Genomic DNA, 17,486 nt, shown 5'->3' with positions numbered 1-17,486 from the left:
ACAAGTAAAAACAGCTGAAATTTTAAAACCCTTTAGAATTTTAATATTCTTTTTTATATAATTGCTAAAATTTTTTAAAGGACCAACATGACCCCAGTCGTATTAGATAGCGTTAAACACGCGGATTTGAAATATCACGCAGACGCATTTCCCACCGCGCCTTTCGTACCGGTGATCGCGCCAGAGATCCCGTTTTGCGCGGACAACCTCGTTATCGTATTTACCATCGAAAAAGAGCCCAAAATGGTGGCGCTGCTAGGGCGCACCAAAAACGTCCTAATTGATAAGGATTATAAAGGAACGGTGCCTTCTTCGGTGCAGAATTATCCGTTTTTCCTAGCTCAGATCGGCGAGCAGACGGCGATCTGCTTCGATAAGGACGCGCAGCAGATCAAAGGCGACGGCGAGGCGCTTTTTAAAGACGGTAAGCCGACGTCGTTTTTACAAAATTTAAAAGAGGTGATGAAAAATTACGCCGATTTAGATATGCGCACGCGCGTTGCGGCGGCGGAATTTCAAAAGGCGGGGATTTTAGAAGCCAAAGAGCTCGGTATCAACTCTAGCGGCAAGGAATCATCTCTGCTGAACGGCTTTTCGGTCGTAAATCGCGAAAAGCTTTTGAAGTTAAGCGATAAAAAGCTTGCGGATTTTGCGCGCCGCGGATATCTGGAGCTAGCGTATTTCCACCTAAAAAGCCTTGCAAATTTTCAGCGCTTAGGCGATAAGATCATGCAGCTCGATCCGCCGATCGCACGGAAAGAAGCGAAAAAATAGACCGTTTTCGCCTCCTAAGTAGCTCATAATTTTTAGGATTTAATATCGCGGATTTATAAAACTTACAAAACTTACGATCGTTTCGGGGCTTGAAGTTGCCATAACCGCATGCGAGCTTGAAGTCCTAGAAAGCTTTATTCGCGGCTAAACTAAATACGTCGCAAATTTAGTCCTAAAATTTTAGCATAGGGTTTTATAACAAAAATTTTGCAACAACACAGTACGCAAGATTCCACGCTTAAAATTTCAAGCGAGAAATTTTACTATAAAATTCTATTAAATTTAAAATTTAATTTAAGCAGATCAATTTATAAAATTTTATCCACACTGCCTAAAACTTTAGTTTTAAATTTAATCCTGCTCTCGCGCTGAAATTTTACTCGCGATTTATAGAAATTCCCGCGGCTCGTAGATTTGCACGCCGCGCGCGTCGCTGCTAGCCGCATTTATCATCGCGCGGGCGATACTTGCGCCGCTAAGCGGTCTAAATTTGCCGAACACGCAGGCGGGCAGCAGTTTAAAAACCGCCGCCGCAAGCCGCTCTAGCGGGCGAGCATCAGGTCTCTCGCCCAAGATTATCGGCGGACGGACGATCTGAAGGCTGTCAAAGCCGAGCTCGCTCACGCGCCGCTCGATCTGCCCTTTAGCGCGCAGATAAAAGCTTAGCGAACCTTCGCTCGCACCCGGAGCTGATACGAGCACAAAGCGCCGTACGCCCGCTGCTTTGTCCCACTTTGCCACCACTTAGATGTAGTCTACATCCACGCGCAAAAATGCCTCGCGCGAATCCATCTCTTCATCGTCATACTCGGCGTAAAAATTTCGTCAAATTTATGTGGCGCGATATCCGAAATGCTCTCAAAATCAATGATCTGCGCGCGGAGCTTAGGACGGCAAAAGCCTATCTCGCGGCGCATCCACGCCTCTACCTCATCGTAACCGGGACTCTCGCAAAGCTCGCGCACCAGTTCCCTGCCTACGACGCCCGTAGCGCCCAGCACCAAGGCGGATTTTCCCATTTTCACTCCTTAAATTTCTTTAAATTTTAACGCGTTGTGTGGTTAAATTTTACTTTTACCGTGTCAAAAATTTCGTCTAGTTTGCAAGTCGAGCCCGAAAATTGCGCGCTTGAGCTCGCATCGCAAGTCAAATACATAGCTCACGCGTTAAATTTCAAAGCCACGTTCGGCGCGAAATGTACATCAAATCAGCTTAAATTTTATAAGACTATACGCAGTCTAGAAGCTGCCGTTTCATCGCGATGCGCTAAAAGCGTAAAAATTAGCGTTCTCCCGCGTAGTCAAATCACGTAGCTTGTAAGCTAAACTCGAAGTTGTTTCGATCCGCCGCACCCACGCACGCGTCGCCATCGTAAAGCGCGAGCAGAAATGCCACTACCTCCTCACTACAATGGTACCGCGCAAAAGCTGAGTCATAGTCGTAGCCCGAATCATCCGTTGCCACGGGACCAAAAATTACGCTATGCAGGGTAAAATTTCGCGGCGGAATAAACGAGCTAAATTAAAATCTGTGCGCGGAGTAGAAAGTGCCCTAGCTAAGCTTGCGCCGCCGCTAGCGTTATGATCTGCTTAACCACCTCGCTCGCTGCCTTTAAAGAGCCTACGGGCAGATACTCGTAGATCGAGTGGAAATTATGCCCGCCGGTAAAGAGGTTCGGGCACGGCAACCCCTTTGCGGAGATGACGGCGCCGTCGTAGCCGCCTCGCATAGGCTTGATCTTGGGCTCGATATTTAGGCTTTTAAAAGCCTGTTTCGCAAAGCGAATCGCCGGCGCATCGTCGTTTTTCAAAAAGTTATAGACGTTTTTATAGCGGTCGTTTAGCGAAATTTCGATCCGATCGCCCCAGATCGCGCGAAGCCCGTTCGCAGTTTTTTGCAAAAATTCCATGCGCTGCTCGTATCTTTTCTCGTCAAATTCCCTCACGTCGATCTTTAGTACGGTCTTTGCGCTATTGCCGCTAAACTCCTTGACCCAAAAATAGCCCTCCCTACCCTCGGTGTATTCGGGCGCCTCGCCCGCGGGCAGCAGCGAGATAAACTTATGCGCCAAAAGCAAAGAATTTACGAGCTTGCCCTTGGCGTTCATCGGATGAGCCGACTGTCCTTTGAAGGTAACGACGCAATCGCCCGCGTTCCAATTCTCGTAGATAAACTCACCGATACCGCAGCAATCAAGGCAGTAGCCGAAGTCCGCGCCTATCTCGCTTACATCCAGCGTCTTTGCGCCCCGCAAGCCCTGCTCCTCGTCCGGCACGAAGCAAGCGATTATCTCGCCGTGCTTGATCTGCGGATTTTGGACGAAAAATTCCAGCGCATTTACGATCGCGGCGATCGCCGCCTTATCGTCGGCGCCTAGCAAGCTGGTGCCGTCCGTTACGATAATCTCGTCTCCTTTATAATCCTGCAGCTCCTCATTTTCGCTCTCTTTAAGATAGATATCTAGCTCTTTATTCAGGCAGATATCGCCGCCTTCGTATCTTACGATCTGAGCTTTGGTATCATTCGTCTGCTCGGCGCTGGTATCAAGATGGGCGAAAAACGCTATGCTTGCAGCGGGCGCGTCTAAATTTGAGGGAATTTTAGCGATTAAAATCGACTTTTCGCTAAGGCTGATATTTTTTATGCCTAGCGCTTCCAGCTCGCCTTTTATGAGGCCTGCGAGCTCAAGCTCTTTGGGATTTGAGGGCATTATGCCCGCAGCACCCGCGGCTCTATTTGTGGTGGTGTTGATCTTGGTGTAGTTTAAAAACCTCTGCACGATATCCATATTAAGCTCCTTTTACAGAATGAAAAATGCGATGATGCAGACGGATAGAAACATACCTAGAGCCGTTCTTTTAGCTATCTGAATAGGGCTTACCATCGCAAGTCCCGCGCAAACGATGCAAGCGCCCGCAATCGGCGATGCGCTCCTGCCTAGCGCGCCGCTTATCGCAACCGCCATACCGAGCTTATCTTGCTCAAAACCTAACGCGTCGGCGTGCACGGTCACGGCGGTGTTAAACGCCATCGACGCCGCATCTCCCGAGCCAGTCACGACGCCCATAAAAAACGGCACAAAGGTTCCGCCGAATTTTACGTAGCCCTGCTCGCCCTTCAGCCACTCAATTACGAAATCGATCGCTCCGCACGCGCTAAGACCCGCGACGAAGACGCCCGCTGCGATGATGATACCCATAATATCGGCATACGCGCTACCCATGCCCTTGAAAAATTCCTTCGTGATCTTTTGAGGGTTGGTCATAGTAATGACGATGGTGACGATAGCGCCCAGTAGCATCGCCTCGGCAACGCCCATCTTGGTCCATTTAAGAAAGGAGATCGTGTTGAGCTTGGACGTACCGCCGATGATTAAGATCACCAAAGGCACTAGCGGCATAAGCGCGTGCAAGACGTTTAGCTTCTGAGGCTGTGCATCTAAATTTGAACCGGCGGCAGATGCAGCGGGACTTGCTGTGGCAGAGCTTGCGCCGTCTGCACCTGCGGAATTTTCTCTTTGCGCTAGATAATTCACCCCCTTGGTGTAGTCTTTGCAAACTATCGCCGTTATGCTAATTACGATCAAAACTACGATCAAAGCGGTAATCGCGCTGGAAAACTGCACCCCGATAACGTCTTGAACCGTATAGGAGGGATTGTGCGCCTTTACCATATCGGCTACGAATACGTTGTGCGCCGAACCCGGACTCAAAACGCCGCCGAAAGTGCCCGCAAATACCGCAGCTCCCGCCATTTCCGGTTTAACGCCTGCAGCCATCATCACGGGGATCAGCGTAGCGCCGACCGCAGCCGAGCAGCCCGCAGCGGAGGGGATCGCGATATTGATAAAATACGTAAGTGCCACGACGAGCGGGATCAATAAAAATCCGATATTGCCGAGGGGCCTGGTGAGTAAATTTACGAGCGCGCGGTCGCAGCCGGTAAATTTCATCACGAAGGCAAAACCCATGCTGGCGCAGATTGCCTTAATGAGCCCCGCCTTAGTCATATACGAGGTAAAGGCGCCCAGCCCGTCCAGGGGCTTTAGACAAAGCACGCACAGCACCAAACCCACGCCGATAAGCACGGTTTTGGTATCCTTTTTCATGATTAGCAAAGCGACGACTGCGACGATACCCGCAAGCGCCAAAAATAGCCTAAACGTCTGCACAATAACTCCTTTTAAATTTTAAATTTACTTCCCACGGCGATGCGCGAGATCTCTTTTTTGTACTCAAATTTCAGCACGTCCGCGTGCCCCATCACCTCGCACTCGTTTCCGTTTATCAAAAACGCGCTACCCTCGGGCATAGCATAGACGCTGTCGTTTTGATTGACGATCAAAAACTCCTCCAGCCGCTCCTCCCTACTCTCGCCGTTGTGGTTTGAAATTTTACCGCTTATGAAGTGCGGATTGATCTGATACGGAAAGATCCCCAGAGCTACCGGCGAGGGCGGAAAGACGATCGGCATATCATTGGTAGTCATCATCGTCTTGCCCGCTACGTTTGCGCCAGCAGACCAGCCGAAATACAGCGTACCGCTATCTACAGCGTCTTTGATCGCGCCTAAGAGATCAAATTTATAAAGCTCATTTAGCAGCACGAAGGTATTGCCGCCGCCGATGCAGATCGATTTGGCATTTTTAACGGCGGCTTTCATATTACCGAATCGATGGATCGATCTGATATTATTACTCTTCAAGCAGTCCGCGACCTTCTGCTCATATTGATCGCTTGTGCGCCTAACGCCCGCAAACGGAATGAATAAAATTTCATCCTCCCAAAGATCTCCTAAAAATTCTTTGATCCACCCCTTGCAGTGGTTCAGATAGCCGCTGTCTTTGTAACTGGAAGCGCTTAGAAGTAGTGCTCTTTTCATCTCATCTCCTTTAAACTTTGCCGTTTAGCTTATACGCGCAGCGCAGATACACGTCCACCCCCGCAAGCAACGAATCCTCGTCGAAGTCGAATTTGGCGTTGTGATGCCCCGCCGCAAGCGTCGTGCCGATCATCAGATATCCGCTTTTGCCGCCCGCATCTTGCACCGAGCGCATAAAATGCGCGAAGTCCTCGCATGCACCGAAATTTAGCTCTCTTACGATCTTATCATCGTCGATAAACGGCGATGCCTTCGCCGCATCTTCGTAAAGCTGCGTGGTAGCCTCGTCGCTATCGCCGCCTACGGTACCGCCCGTAACCTGCACGTCGTAGCTGACGCCGTAAATTTTAGAAACGCCCTCCACTATGTCCATGCATTTGGCCTTCATAAACTCATTCAGTTCCGTGCTCTCGCCGCGCGTCTCGCACGCGAGATAGCCGTTAGGCGCGATGACGTTGCGCCCTTCGCCCGCGCGCAGCACGCCTACGTTGATACGCGTGACGCCGTCTGCGTGTCTAGTGATGCCGTGCATATCAAGCGCCATCTCGGCTGCGGCGAGCAGAGCATTGGCTCCGTTTTGCGGCGCGCCCGCTGCGTGAGCGGACTTACCCTTTAAATTTACGTCAAATTTAGTGGTCGCAAGCAGCTTTTTGGTACCGCAGATGATGCCTCTCATGGTGTTTGCCTGAAAGCCGATATGACCGCCAAGCAGATAATCCACGCCCTTGGTGACGCCCGCAGCTTCCATACCTACGGCGCCTCTGGTGCCCTCCTCCGCGGTTTGAAAGATAAATCTAAATTTACCGCTAAAATCGTCTAGGCTCTGCGAGATGAGCTTTGCCAGAGCAAGTCCCATCGTGATATGCCCATCGTGCCCGCACGCGTGCGTGATGCCGCTAATATCGGAGCGAAAGCCCTCCTTAAAAGGGCGGTGATCCGCGTCCATGCTCTCGGTCACGTCCACGCCGTCTATGTCAAATCTAAAAGCGACCGTCTTGCCCGCGCGCCCCGTGTCTATTTCGGCCACGAGACCCGTTAGTCCATCCTCCATCGCATCAAGAAATTTTATCTGATCTGCGTTTAGCAGCCCTTCGGCGCGCTGCTTCGCCTTCTCGCAGGCATCCTTGCTACCTACGCCCTGCCTCGCCTCAGCCTTTACAACCTCGCGACCGAGCTTTATCTCATAGCCCAAGCGCTGCATTCGATCTGCGATAACCGCGGTCGTAAAAAAGGTAAACCAGCCCGTCTCGGGATGCGAGTGGAAAAACCTGCGATCCCCGATCATCTCGCTTTTTAGCGCCTCTACTTTTTGTGCGATAGCATCCATATTCTCTCCTTTATTTTTTGGCTAAGCTTAACATCGCCGCGGCTAAAACCTTCGTAGCGGCAAACGCGTCGTGCCAGTTTATGCTTTCATTTACGTTGTGGCTGATGCCGTCCTTGCACGGTACGAAAAGCATCCCCACGCGATCCGCAAGCTCCGTCATATTCATCGCGTCGTGTCCCGCACCGCTAGGAAGTCTTAGGCTTGGAATTTTAAGCTCGCCGGCACAGCTTTCAAGCAGATCTATCATCTCCTCGCTTAGCTTTACGGGGCGATCCTTGATGAGATTTTTTAGTTCAAATTTGCACCCTCGGCGAGCGCAAATTTCACCTATCGCCGCGCAAATTTTATCGTCCGCCGCCCTAAGCGCTTCCTCGTCTATATCGCGTATATCAAGACCTAGCGTGCAGGAGCCTGGGATTACGTTTAGCACGCCGGGTAGCGCATTTGCATAGCCCGTCGTCGCAACCGTGGTTTTGCCCGCCTTGGCGATCTTCTCCGCGCTTAAAACGATCTCGCTAGCGCAAGCTAGGGCATCACGTCGCATATCCATCGGCGTAGCGCCGCTGTGATCGGCTCTACCCTCGATCCGCAGCTCGTATCGCACGGGCGCAGCGATACCCGTGACGACGCCTACGGGGATGCCGCGTCGCTGCAATACCGGCCCCTGCTCGATATGAAGCTCGATATAGCTATGAAAGCTGGATTTGGGTAGGATGCAGCTTTTTAAATTTGCGGGATTTAGCCCGAAACCTTCCATAGCATCAAATAGCGAAATTCCGTCTTTATCCTTTAGCTCGCCCAGCCGCTGCCGCGATAGCTTGCCGCTAATTATCTTGCTGCCTACGGTCGCCATTTTAAAGCGGCTTGATTCCTCGCAAACAAAGACGATTAGCTCTAGCGGTCGCGCAAGCTTTTCGCCGCTATCTCGCACTGCGCGGATCGCCTCCAAAGCCGCCATGACGCCCAACGTGCCGTCGTAAAAGCCGCCCTGCGGCACGCTATCGATATGCGAGTCCGCGCTGACGGACGGTAGATCGGGATTTTTAACGTCCATAAATTTAGCGAAAATATTGCCCGTATCGTCGATTTTGATCTTGAAATTTTCTTTTTGAAATAGCGATATGAGGAAGTCGCGCGCCTCTTTGTCCTCGCGCGAAAACGCAAGCCGCGTAAGCCCACCGCCCGCTAAAGCCCCAAAGCGGCTTATCTGCTCAAACTCGCTTTTAAAGCGCTGTATGTTTATGTCCATAAATTCCCCTTTTCTTAAAAAATTTATGAATACGGCATTTTAATATTAAATTTATATAACAAAGCTGAAATTTACTTATCGCGGCGGCAAATAGGGCGCCAAAACGGCACGCGAGCAGAGCTGTTAAAATAGCGTTTAAATTTCATTTTGCCTTTTGGGCTTTAAAATCGCAGAAAGCCTGCTTAACTTCAGACTAAATGGATATAATTATCGCAAAATTTAACGAGGAGCGAAAATGAAACAGGACTCGCTAGAGGGGCTTTATGAAAAGCTAAATGGGCTTAAAAGCGTGATAGATAAGGAGGAGTGTCTGTTTGGCGCGATAAGAGACGCCGTAGAAGCGGAAAATTTCGAATTTGCCGCGCAAATTTGCGACTTTGTGCTAAACGACGAATTTGAAAAATTCGGCGCGGTTTTAAGAACGAGAGCGCTCTTATGGCTCACGGACTACATCGCGCAAAATTTAAAAGAAAGCGAATACCCGAATTTTGGCGACTTCGTGGACTGCCTGTGGAAATTTAAATGGATCGTCTCGGGCATCACCAAAAGCTCTATAATCGAAAAGGAGCTCATAGACGAGGTGAACGAGGCGATGCTGTTTTACTACGAGCGCATGGAGTTCTCGCTCGCGGCCTACTACAAGGCTTCGATGAATCAAAACATCGACATGGGCGATACTAGAGAAGCAAAGTCAAACTACGAGCTGTGGAAAAAGCTCGCCAAAGACGACATGGGCGACTGCGAGGCGTGCGAGGCATCGGGTGAGATCGCGTATTTAAATTTTATCGGCGAGCACGCAGCGGCGCTTGAGCTAGCCGAACCATTGCTCTCAGGCGAGCTAACCTGCTCCGAAGTGCCGCACATAACCTACGCGCCGATACTTTTTAGCATGATAAAGACAGGCAAGATAGAGGAGGCGAAAACCCTGCTACCCAAGGCCGCGGCGACGATCGAGACAAATCCTCGCGTCGTAAATCAGATCGCGCCGCTAATCGAGATCGCCGTTAGGCTGGATGAGCGCGAGACGGCGCTAAGCTTAGCTCGCAAGCACTCCGCGGCGATCCTTGACGGCAACGACGATCTAAACGACCTGCGATTTTTCATCGCCGTTAGCGCGTTCGGCGATGAAAGCGACTACAAAACGGCTTTGGAACTGGCGGGTAAATTTGACGCTAGAAATCAAAACTTCTACTACGCCGATTATCTGAATAAATTTTACGAGGAATTCGGAGTTTGAAATTTGACGGTTTAAAGACCTAGCGCGCTTTGCTCGCGAGGCAGATGACCACTTCTAGCGCGTGCGGCGAGATAGTTTAAAATTTGCAGCTCGATACTACTTCACGCTCGCAACGGCGAGCGCGATAAAATTTACGCCAAACGGACGCGAGCGGCTCGTGCGATAAATTTTATACCGCTTACTCACGTACATTGGCAGCCGATTGCCGAAATAGGTGATAGAGTGCATGCATGGCATTAAATTTTAACTAGATCGGTGCAGACGAAAACAAGTATTTGCGGTAGCCAAGACTCGTATTCTAAATTTTAGCCGCCGAAGAACGTAAAATTTACCAACCCCGCCGTCAATCTCGCCCTTAAAAACACGCGCGACGACAGCGCATCTTCACCTAGATTTAGCGGCAAATTTAATAGCAAAATTTTAAAACGTGGCACGATAAAATTTTAAAACAAAATTTCAAGTAGATTTTTAAATATAAAATTTCAAACGGAATCTTGAATACAGAATTTCAAATAAATTTTAAAATTCCAAGAGAATTTCATCCCTTGGAATTTTAAATTTAATGCTTGGCTAGGTAATTTGTGTCGTAGTTATTATCCACGAAATCGGGGTTGTTCATCATCCTAAGATGAAAATCGCGCGTCGATTTTATGCCGCCGATGATGAGCTCATCTAGAGCGACCTTCATTTTTGCGATCGCGCGCGCGCGGTCCTTGTCGTAAACGATGAGCTTGCCGATCATGCTGTCGTAGTAAGGCGGCACCGAGTAGCCCTCATAGACGTGGCTATCCATACGCACGTTTCTGCCGCCAGGAGCGACGTATTTTGTAATTTTGCCCGGGTTTGGCATAAAACTTTTGGAGTCCTCGGCGGTGATGCGGCACTCAAGCGCGTGTCCGCTAAATTTTATCTCGCTTTGAGGCAGCAGCTTCTCGCCCTGCGCGATGCGGATCATCCACTCGATCAGATCGAGCCCGCTTCGCATCTCGCTTACTGTGTGTTCGACCTGCAGACGGGTATTCATCTCGATGAAATAGAATTTCTTATCCTTGCTATCGTATAAAAACTCAAACGTTCCCGCGCTTGCGTATCCGATCGCCTTAGCGGCGCGAACCGCCGTTTCGTGCAGGCTTTTTCGCGTCGGCTCATCCAAGATTACGGCTGGGCTCTCTTCGATTAGCTTTTGGTGGCGGCGCTGCATTGAGCAGTCGCGCTCGCCGATATGCACGACGTGTCCGTGTTCGTCGCCCAAGACCTGAACCTCGATGTGGCGCGGATTTGTGATATATTTTTCCATATACATCGTGCCGTCGCCGAATGCACTCATCGCTTCGCTCTCTGCCGACCAAAATAGCTTTTCGATATCCTCTTCGCGCTCGACCACGCGCATTCCACGCCCGCCGCCGCCGGCTGCGGCTTTGATGATGACCGGATAGCCGATTTCGGCGGCTAGCTTGCGTGCCTCTTCGACACTTGCAATCGCGCCGTCGCTGCCAGGCACTACGGGGATGCCCGCGCGCATCATCACTTGCTTAGCCTTGCTCTTATCGCTCATCAAGGTCATCGCCTCGACGCTTGGACCGATAAATTTAATGCCGTGCTTGGCGCAAATTTCGACGAAATTTTGACTTTCACTCAAAAAGCCGTATCCCGGAAATATCGCGTCGGCTTCCGTTAGCTCGCAAGCTGTGATGATTGCGGGGATATTTAGGTAGCTGTCGCTGCTGCGCGGTCCGCCTATGCAGACCGACGCGTCGGCGTATTTGACGTAAAGCGCGTCCTGATCGGCGGTAGAGTGCACGACGATAGCTTGCTTGCCCATCTCTTGGATCGTGCGAAGCGCGCGCAGGGCGATTTCACCACGATTTGCGATTAGAATTTTTTTAAGCTCCTTCATAGCTTCTCGACCTCAAACAGCGCCATAGCGTATTCGACGGGCTGGCCATCCTCAACGAGAGCTTTTTTGATGCGGCAGTCGAATTCCGCTTCGATCTCGTTCATAATCTTCATCGCTTCGATTATACCGATTGTATCGCCTTTATGTACGACCTGACCTACGCTTACGAACTCCGTTGCGCCCGGGCTCGGCGCCTTATAAAAAGTGCCCACCATCGGGCTGTCGATCGTATCCATCGAGCCTTTTGTGGCGGGCTTGTCGCCCACGAGCACGTTTACCGAAGGCGCAGCAAGTTGCGGAGCGGGTGCCGGTGCGGCGAGCTGAGGCGTGCTACCACCGCATGGGCCATATTTTTTTATCTCGATCTCAAAATCTTTATCTTTAATTTTTAGCTCGTTAATGCCTTGCTTCTCGCCGAAAAAATCCATTAACTCTTTGATTTCTGCTTTTGTCATAAATTTCTCCTGAAAAAATTTGCGAAATTTTAGCCAAATTTTTATAATTGTTTCTTTAAATGGATTTTCGCAGGGCTTTTAAGAAGTGCAAAGCGAAATTTACGACAAAATTTGCGGACTGATTTTAAGGATTTATAGGCTGCAATTTGCCTCGTTCATTTTAAGCTCAAACTTCACAAGCGAAACACGAAATTTTGCAGCAAGAGCGCGAAATGATTTTGAATTCTTTAAAATTTAGCACTTAATTTTACGATCGAAATTCTACACCCAAGCTCAGAGCGCAAAAATTCCGCGCTTTGCTTTAAAATTCCACCTTCGGGCTCGTATCAAAATCCTGCGCCTTGCTTTTCTTTAAAATTTCACGCTGAAATTTTGTTTTAAAACTCCCGCGCCGAGATTCTACCCGCGCGGGGTTTCTGCGTTAATGTGTCGCAAAAAAGCTCTGAATTTTCGCTTTATCGCTCGTTTTGCTAAGGGCTAACATCAGCAGCACACGCGCCTTTTGCGGATTTAGATTATCTGCGGTTAGAAAGCCAAGTTTTACGTCGTCCACCTCCGAGCTAACGCTAGTTGAGCCGCTGCCTGTACGGCTTGAGCGCACGACGATCACGCCCGCTTCGCTAGCTTTTGCAAGCGCAGCCTGCATATCCGGATATAAATTTCCATTGCCTACGCCCGCTACAATAATGCCCTTAGCGCCCTTTTGCACCGCTGCATCGACCAAATCGCCGCTATCTTGCGCGTGTCCATAGATGATATCGACGCGCGGCAAGGCCTTGATATCCTTGATATTAAATTCGCTTACGACGGTGTGTTTGCGAAGCGGCGCCATATAGAAATTTACGACGCCATAATTTACGGTGCCGATTTTACCGGAATTCGGCGAGGCAAAAGCCGCAACGTTAGTAGTATTTGTTTTCGTAACCTCGCGCGCGGCGTGGATCTCGTCGTTCATCACTACAAGAGCGCCCTTTTCGCGAGCGTTTTTATCTGCCGCGACGGCAACGGCGTTGTATAGATTAAGCGGTCCATCAGCACTCATCGAGTCTGCGTTTCGCATCGCGCCTACCAACACGATCGGTTTTTTAGATTTTACTACCAAGCTTAAAAAATACGCCGTCTCCTCCATCGTATCGGTTCCGTGCACGATGACGACGCCGTCGACGTCGTTTTTAGTAAGCAGCTCGCTTACGCGGTTTGCAAGCTTGAGCCAAATTTCATCGTTCATCTCCTGCGAGCCGATATTTGAAATTTGTTCGCTTTTAATCGTAGCTAAATCCCCTAGCTGCGGTACTGCCGCTAAGATATCTTCTACGCCCTTAGAGCCTGCGGTATAGTTGCCCTCCGTGGCACTTGCGCTGCTTCCCGCGATCGTACCGCCGGTAGCTAAAATATAAATATTTGGCTTCGCAGCAGCCAAAGATGACGCGATAAAAAACGTAATAAACGCAAATTTCTTGAGTAGTCCCATAGTTGCTCCTTAAAAAGTGATAAAATTTTTATAATTTAAGCAAAATTCTAGCATAAAATTTTTATTATATTTTATTTTGCTGCTATAATGCGCGAAAAATTTTGATTATTTTAAGGAAATTTTATGGGACTGAAAAGCGATAAATGGATCAGACAGATGTCGCAGCAGCACGATATGATAGCGCCCTTTTGCGAGGAGAATATCGGTCGCGGCGTCGTTAGCTACGGACTCTCCAGCTACGGATACGACATACGCGTAGCGCGCGAATTTAAAATTTTTACAAACGTCGGCGGAACGGTCGTCGATCCTAAAAATTTCGACGCAAAAAACGTCGTGGATTTTGAAGGCGACGTCTGCATCGTGCCACCGAATTCCTTCGCTCTAGCGCGCACTATCGAGTACTTCAAAATGCCGCGCGACGTGCTTGCGATCTGTTTGGGCAAAAGCACCTACGCGCGCTGCGGCATCATCGTAAACGTAACGCCCTTTGAGCCCGGTTTTGAGGGGCACATCACGATTGAAATTTCCAACACCACGCCGCTGCCTGCAAAAATTTACGCGAACGAAGGCATCGCGCAGGTTTTGTTTTTGCAAGGAGATGAGCCGTGCGAGGTGAGCTACTGCGATAAAAAGGGCAAATACCAAAGCCAAAAGGGCATCACGTTGCCTAGAATTCTAAAGGATTAAACAATGAAAAATTTAATCATCGTAGAATCTCCCGCAAAAGCCAAAACGATCAAAAATTTCTTAGGCGACAATTACGACGTAATCGCGTCTAAAGGCCATATCCGCGATCTGCCGCAGAAAAAATTCGGCATTAAAATCAAAGATAAAAGCTTCGAGCCCGAATATGAAATCAGCGCCGATCACGATCAGATCGTAAAGCAGATAAAGACGCTCGCCAAAAAGGCGGATCAAATTTATCTCGCGACGGACGAGGACCGCGAGGGCGAGGCGATCGCCTACCACATCGCAGCTTCGATCGGCAAGCAGGCAGAAGATCTGCCGCGCATCGTATTTCACGAGATCACCAAAAGCGCGATCTCAAACGCGCTAAGCTCGCCGCGCAAGCTCAATATCGCAAGCGTAAACGCCCAACAAGCGCGCCGCCTGCTCGATCGCATCGTGGGCTACAAACTAAGCCCGCTTTTAAATTTAAAGATCCAGCGCGGCTTAAGCGCGGGTCGCGTCCAAAGCGCCGCGCTTAAGATTGTCGTCGATCGCGAGCGCGAAATTTTAAATTTTAAACCGGTAGAATTTCACAGCATCGACGCGGTTTTTAAGAAGGATTTAGAAGCCGAGCTCGTGGAATTTCGCGGCAAAAAGATGGAAAAGCTCTCGGTCAAAAACGCGGCGCAAGCTAGCGAGATCGTCCTGACGCTGCAAAAAGACAGATTTAGCGTAGAGAGTATCGAGAGCAAGTCGCGCAAGACAAACCCCTACCCGCCGTTTATGACCTCGACGCTACAACAGGCGGCGAGCACGGCTCTGGGCTTTAATCCGCGCAAGACGATGAGCCTCGCACAGAGCCTTTACGAGGGGGTTAATACCAAAAACGGCGGCGCGATCACCTACATGCGAACCGACTCGCTAAATATCGCCAAAGAAGCGATTGCGGCGGCTCGCGAGTTGATCGGAGAGCACTTCGGCGAAAAGTATCTGCCCAAAAGCCCGAATTTATACGCCACCAAAAGCAAAGGCGCGCAGGAAGCGCACGAAGCGATACGTCCTACCGATCTAAAGCTTACCCCAGAGCTCGCGCAAAAAATCCTGCCTCGCGACGAATACCGCCTTTACGAGCTCATCTACAACCGCTTCGTAGCCTCGCAGATGAGCCCTAGCGTCTCGCAGATCCAAACGATCATCGTGCGCGGCGAAGAGGGCACGTTTAAGATCAGCGGACGCAAGGTGGAATTTGACGGTTTTTACAAGGCTTACGGCGATCTGGATAAAGATAAAATTTTACCGAGCCTTAGCGCGGGCGACGCGATGAGCCTGCAAAGCCTAAGCTCGCAGCAGCACTTTACCGAGCCGCCGGCGCGCTATTCGGAAGCGAGCCTCATCAAAAAGCTCGAAAGCCTCGGCATCGGCAGGCCCTCGACCTATGCGCCTACCATCTCGCTGCTTACTGCGCGCAACTACGTAAATATCGAGCAAAAGCATCTGGTGCCGAGCGAGATCGCCTTTAAGATCACTGAGATGCTGGAGCAAAATTTTAAAAACATCGTCGATAGCGAGTTTACCTCAAAAATGGAAGAAAAGCTCGACGACATCGCCGAAAATAAAGCGGACTGGCAGCAAATTTTAGCGGATTTTTACTACCCTTTTATGGACGAGATCGCCAAAGGAAAAACCTCGATCGCAAGCCAAAAGCTAGCCGAAAAGATCGGCGAAGCATGCCCGAACTGCGGCGGCGAGCTACTTAAAAGACAGGGCAGATTCGGCGAGTTCATCGCTTGCTCGAACTATCCGAAATGCAAATACTCCCGCAACGCGGACGCTAGCGCCGAGGGGGCGAGCGAGGAGAAGGCGGCGCCCGAAGTGCTAGATGAGAAATGCCCACAGTGCGGTAAAAATTTGATCAAGCGCAGGGGCAGATACGGCGAGTTTATCGCTTGCGAGGGCTATCCGAAGTGCAAGTATTCACGCAAAATCGAGGGCGCGGCAAAGGAGAAAAAGCCGCTGCTCTCCACCGGCGTTAAGTGCCCGAGCTGCGGCACGGGCGAGATCGTCGAGCGCTTCTCCAGACGCGGCAAATTTTACGGCTGCACGAACTACCCTAAATGCGGCTTTGTGAGCAACTACGCGCCGATTGCGCGCGCATGCCCGCAGTGCGGCAACTCATACATGCTCCGTAAAGAGCTGAAAAAAGGCAACTTCGCCGAGTGCCCGCAGTGCAAGCTTAAAGAAGAGATCGATTGATAATAGGCGTCATCTCGGACTCTCATCGCGAAACAGAGGTCGCTGCAAGCGCCATAGAGTGGCTGCTCGCGCGCGGAGCGGATCTGCTCGTGCATGCAGAGGGCATCGTCGCGAGCGAGACGCTACGGCTTTTGAGGCAAAGCGGCAAGCCCTATTTCGCGGTTTTAGGGAACAACGACGAAGCGCTTACCGAGTTTAAAAATCAGTTTAACCTACGGAGTGAGCCCTTCTGCACGGAGTTTGCCGGGCTGCGACTAAAAATAATGCACCATCCGTTTTATCTCTTTGACGAGGAGTCCGCGGCGCAAAATGAAGCAGACGGATTAAATTTAGACGCGGATTTAGGTGCGGGTGCGGATCGCGTGGCAAATTTTCGCAAGGATTTCGGCGCAGACCTAGTCAAAAATTCTAGCTTTAGCATCGAAGTAAGTTGCGGCACGAATTTAGGCTCAAACTGCAGAGCAGATCGCAGAGAAATTTTAATCTCAAATTATAAAGCGGCGGATTGCGCGGCAAATTTAGACGCAAATTCTAATGGCGCAGATGATGAAATTTTAAATGGCGGGCGCGGTGCAGACGTAAATTTTAAAAACATACGTAGCGCGAGTGCGAATTTAAAAAGCGGGTGGTCGTCCGCAAGTCCAAATGTGAACTTGGGCTTGAATGCGGGCGCGGATGTGAACTCAAACGCAAATTTAGACTTAAATCTGGACGCAGACCTCGCTTCAAGCCCGAACGCAAATTTAAACTCAAATGCAAGCGCAAATTTAGCCACTAATACGAGCCCAGATATGAACTCTAAAGTAAGCTCGAGTACCGATTGCGCAGTAAATTTAACGGCGCCGAGCCTAAGCGCAAATTTATCCGCACCAAACTCGTGTTCAAATTTGACCGCGAATTCTGAGCTCAATGCAGGCGGCGAAAGTAAAAATCGGGGCCTGTGCGAGCGAGGCGCGGATAAAATTCCAACTATCAAAATTTACGACCACACCCACTATTTTGCCGCGGCGGTGGATAAAAACGGCGCGCTCGTGCTAAATCCGGGCGAGATTTGCGGGCGCAAAAAGCGGCTTTTCGGTTTGCCTGCGTTGTGGTACAAGAGCGAAAATTGCGCATATTTCGTCTCCGCTCGCAGCGCAAAGAACTATAAAGCGACCGAAAGGAAGTCTTAAAATGATACGAAAAGCCGCTGGGGCAGCCAGAGAAAATGCTAGAAAGATGCGAAAAAATTCTAAAACAGCGCGGGAAAAATCTAAAAGGGTGCGAGGCCAAA

General features: G+C 50.0%; 15 protein-coding genes. 5 read left to right on the top strand and 10 right to left on the bottom strand.

Annotated features, from left to right (window positions below; genetic code table 11):
- Positions 1-87 precede the first annotated feature (87 nt).
- Complete coding sequence (locus Q0274_RS03530) at positions 88-774, top strand: SapC family protein (protein WP_298027717.1); 687 nt, start codon at positions 88-90, stop codon at positions 772-774.
- 387 nt (positions 775-1,161) lie between these two features.
- On the opposite strand, the gene Q0274_RS03525 is transcribed toward Q0274_RS03530, so the two are convergent.
- The 7 genes from Q0274_RS03525 to Q0274_RS03495 all read right to left on the bottom strand — a co-directional run bounded on the left by Q0274_RS03525 (position 1,162) and on the right by Q0274_RS03495 (position 8,231).
- Positions 1,162-1,476 (bottom strand): hypothetical protein, encoded by a 315-nt coding sequence (locus tag Q0274_RS03525; protein ID WP_298027715.1) that lies wholly within the window; start codon positions 1,474-1,476, stop codon positions 1,162-1,164.
- Positions 1,477-1,529: 53 nt separating this feature from the next.
- Positions 1,530-1,793 carry a hypothetical protein gene (locus tag Q0274_RS03520; RefSeq protein WP_298027713.1) on the bottom strand — a complete coding sequence of 88 codons (264 nt, stop codon included), beginning with the start codon at positions 1,791-1,793 and terminating at the stop codon, positions 1,530-1,532.
- Between the two features lie 536 nt (positions 1,794-2,329).
- Positions 2,330-3,562: a peptidase T gene (gene pepT / locus Q0274_RS03515; RefSeq protein ID WP_298027712.1), complete on the bottom strand. Its 1,233-nt coding sequence runs from the start codon at positions 3,560-3,562 to the stop codon at positions 2,330-2,332.
- Positions 3,563-3,574: 12 nt separating this feature from the next.
- Positions 3,575-4,945 carry a C4-dicarboxylate transporter DcuC gene (gene dcuC / locus Q0274_RS03510; protein WP_298027710.1) on the bottom strand — a complete coding sequence of 457 codons (1,371 nt, stop codon included), beginning with the start codon at positions 4,943-4,945 and terminating at the stop codon, positions 3,575-3,577.
- 11 nt (positions 4,946-4,956) lie between these two features.
- Entirely contained in the window at positions 4,957-5,655 is a 699-nt protein-coding gene (gene pepE / locus Q0274_RS03505) for a dipeptidase PepE (protein WP_298027708.1), read from the bottom strand.
- Between the two features lie 10 nt (positions 5,656-5,665).
- Entirely contained in the window at positions 5,666-6,982 is a 1,317-nt protein-coding gene (locus Q0274_RS03500; RefSeq protein WP_298027706.1) for an amidohydrolase, read from the bottom strand.
- 10 nt (positions 6,983-6,992) lie between these two features.
- Complete coding sequence (locus Q0274_RS03495) at positions 6,993-8,231, bottom strand: M20 family metallo-hydrolase (protein WP_298027704.1); 1,239 nt, start codon at positions 8,229-8,231, stop codon at positions 6,993-6,995.
- A gap of 235 nt (positions 8,232-8,466) precedes the next feature.
- Between Q0274_RS03495 and Q0274_RS03490 the strand changes: the two genes are divergently transcribed.
- Entirely contained in the window at positions 8,467-9,468 is a 1,002-nt protein-coding gene (locus tag Q0274_RS03490; protein WP_298027702.1) for a hypothetical protein, read from the top strand.
- Positions 9,469-10,027: 559 nt separating this feature from the next.
- Here Q0274_RS03490 and Q0274_RS03485 read toward each other — a convergent pair.
- From Q0274_RS03485 to Q0274_RS03475, 3 genes are all read right to left on the bottom strand, one after another.
- A complete protein-coding gene (locus Q0274_RS03485) occupies positions 10,028-11,365 on the bottom strand; it encodes an acetyl-CoA carboxylase biotin carboxylase subunit (RefSeq protein WP_298027700.1) in 1,338 nt (445 codons plus the stop codon).
- Positions 11,362-11,820 (bottom strand): acetyl-CoA carboxylase biotin carboxyl carrier protein, encoded by a 459-nt coding sequence (accB, locus tag Q0274_RS03480; RefSeq protein WP_298027698.1) that lies wholly within the window; start codon positions 11,818-11,820, stop codon positions 11,362-11,364. Before accB ends, Q0274_RS03485 begins: the two co-directional genes overlap by 4 nt.
- A 421-nt stretch (positions 11,821-12,241) precedes the next feature.
- Positions 12,242-13,240: a type II asparaginase gene (locus Q0274_RS03475; RefSeq protein WP_298027728.1), complete on the bottom strand. Its 999-nt coding sequence runs from the start codon at positions 13,238-13,240 to the stop codon at positions 12,242-12,244.
- 174 nt (positions 13,241-13,414) lie between these two features.
- Here Q0274_RS03475 and dcd point away from each other — a divergent pair, with 174 nt between their 5' ends.
- Genes dcd through Q0274_RS03460 form a run of 3 tightly spaced genes read left to right on the top strand, consistent with a single transcriptional unit; the run spans position 13,415 to position 17,385 of the window.
- Positions 13,415-13,978 carry a dCTP deaminase gene (gene dcd / locus Q0274_RS03470; RefSeq protein WP_005871523.1) on the top strand — a complete coding sequence of 188 codons (564 nt, stop codon included), beginning with the start codon at positions 13,415-13,417 and terminating at the stop codon, positions 13,976-13,978.
- Positions 13,979-13,981: 3 nt separating this feature from the next.
- On the top strand, positions 13,982-16,213 hold the full coding sequence (gene topA / locus Q0274_RS03465; protein ID WP_298027696.1) for a type I DNA topoisomerase: 2,232 nt from the start codon (positions 13,982-13,984) through the stop codon (positions 16,211-16,213).
- The gene (locus tag Q0274_RS03460) at positions 16,210-17,385 is read left to right on the top strand and encodes a metallophosphoesterase family protein (RefSeq protein ID WP_298027694.1); all 1,176 of its coding nucleotides are present in this window, start codon (positions 16,210-16,212) and stop codon (positions 17,383-17,385) included. Before topA ends, Q0274_RS03460 begins: the two co-directional genes overlap by 4 nt.
- Positions 17,386-17,486: the final 101 nt, after the last annotated feature.

The sequence above is a fragment of the uncultured Campylobacter sp. genome (assembly GCF_937973075.1).
Classification (GTDB): domain Bacteria; phylum Campylobacterota; class Campylobacteria; order Campylobacterales; family Campylobacteraceae; genus Campylobacter_B.
The sequence above is the reverse complement of the archived record's forward strand: the minus strand, read 5'-3'. Positions and strand labels throughout refer to the sequence as shown.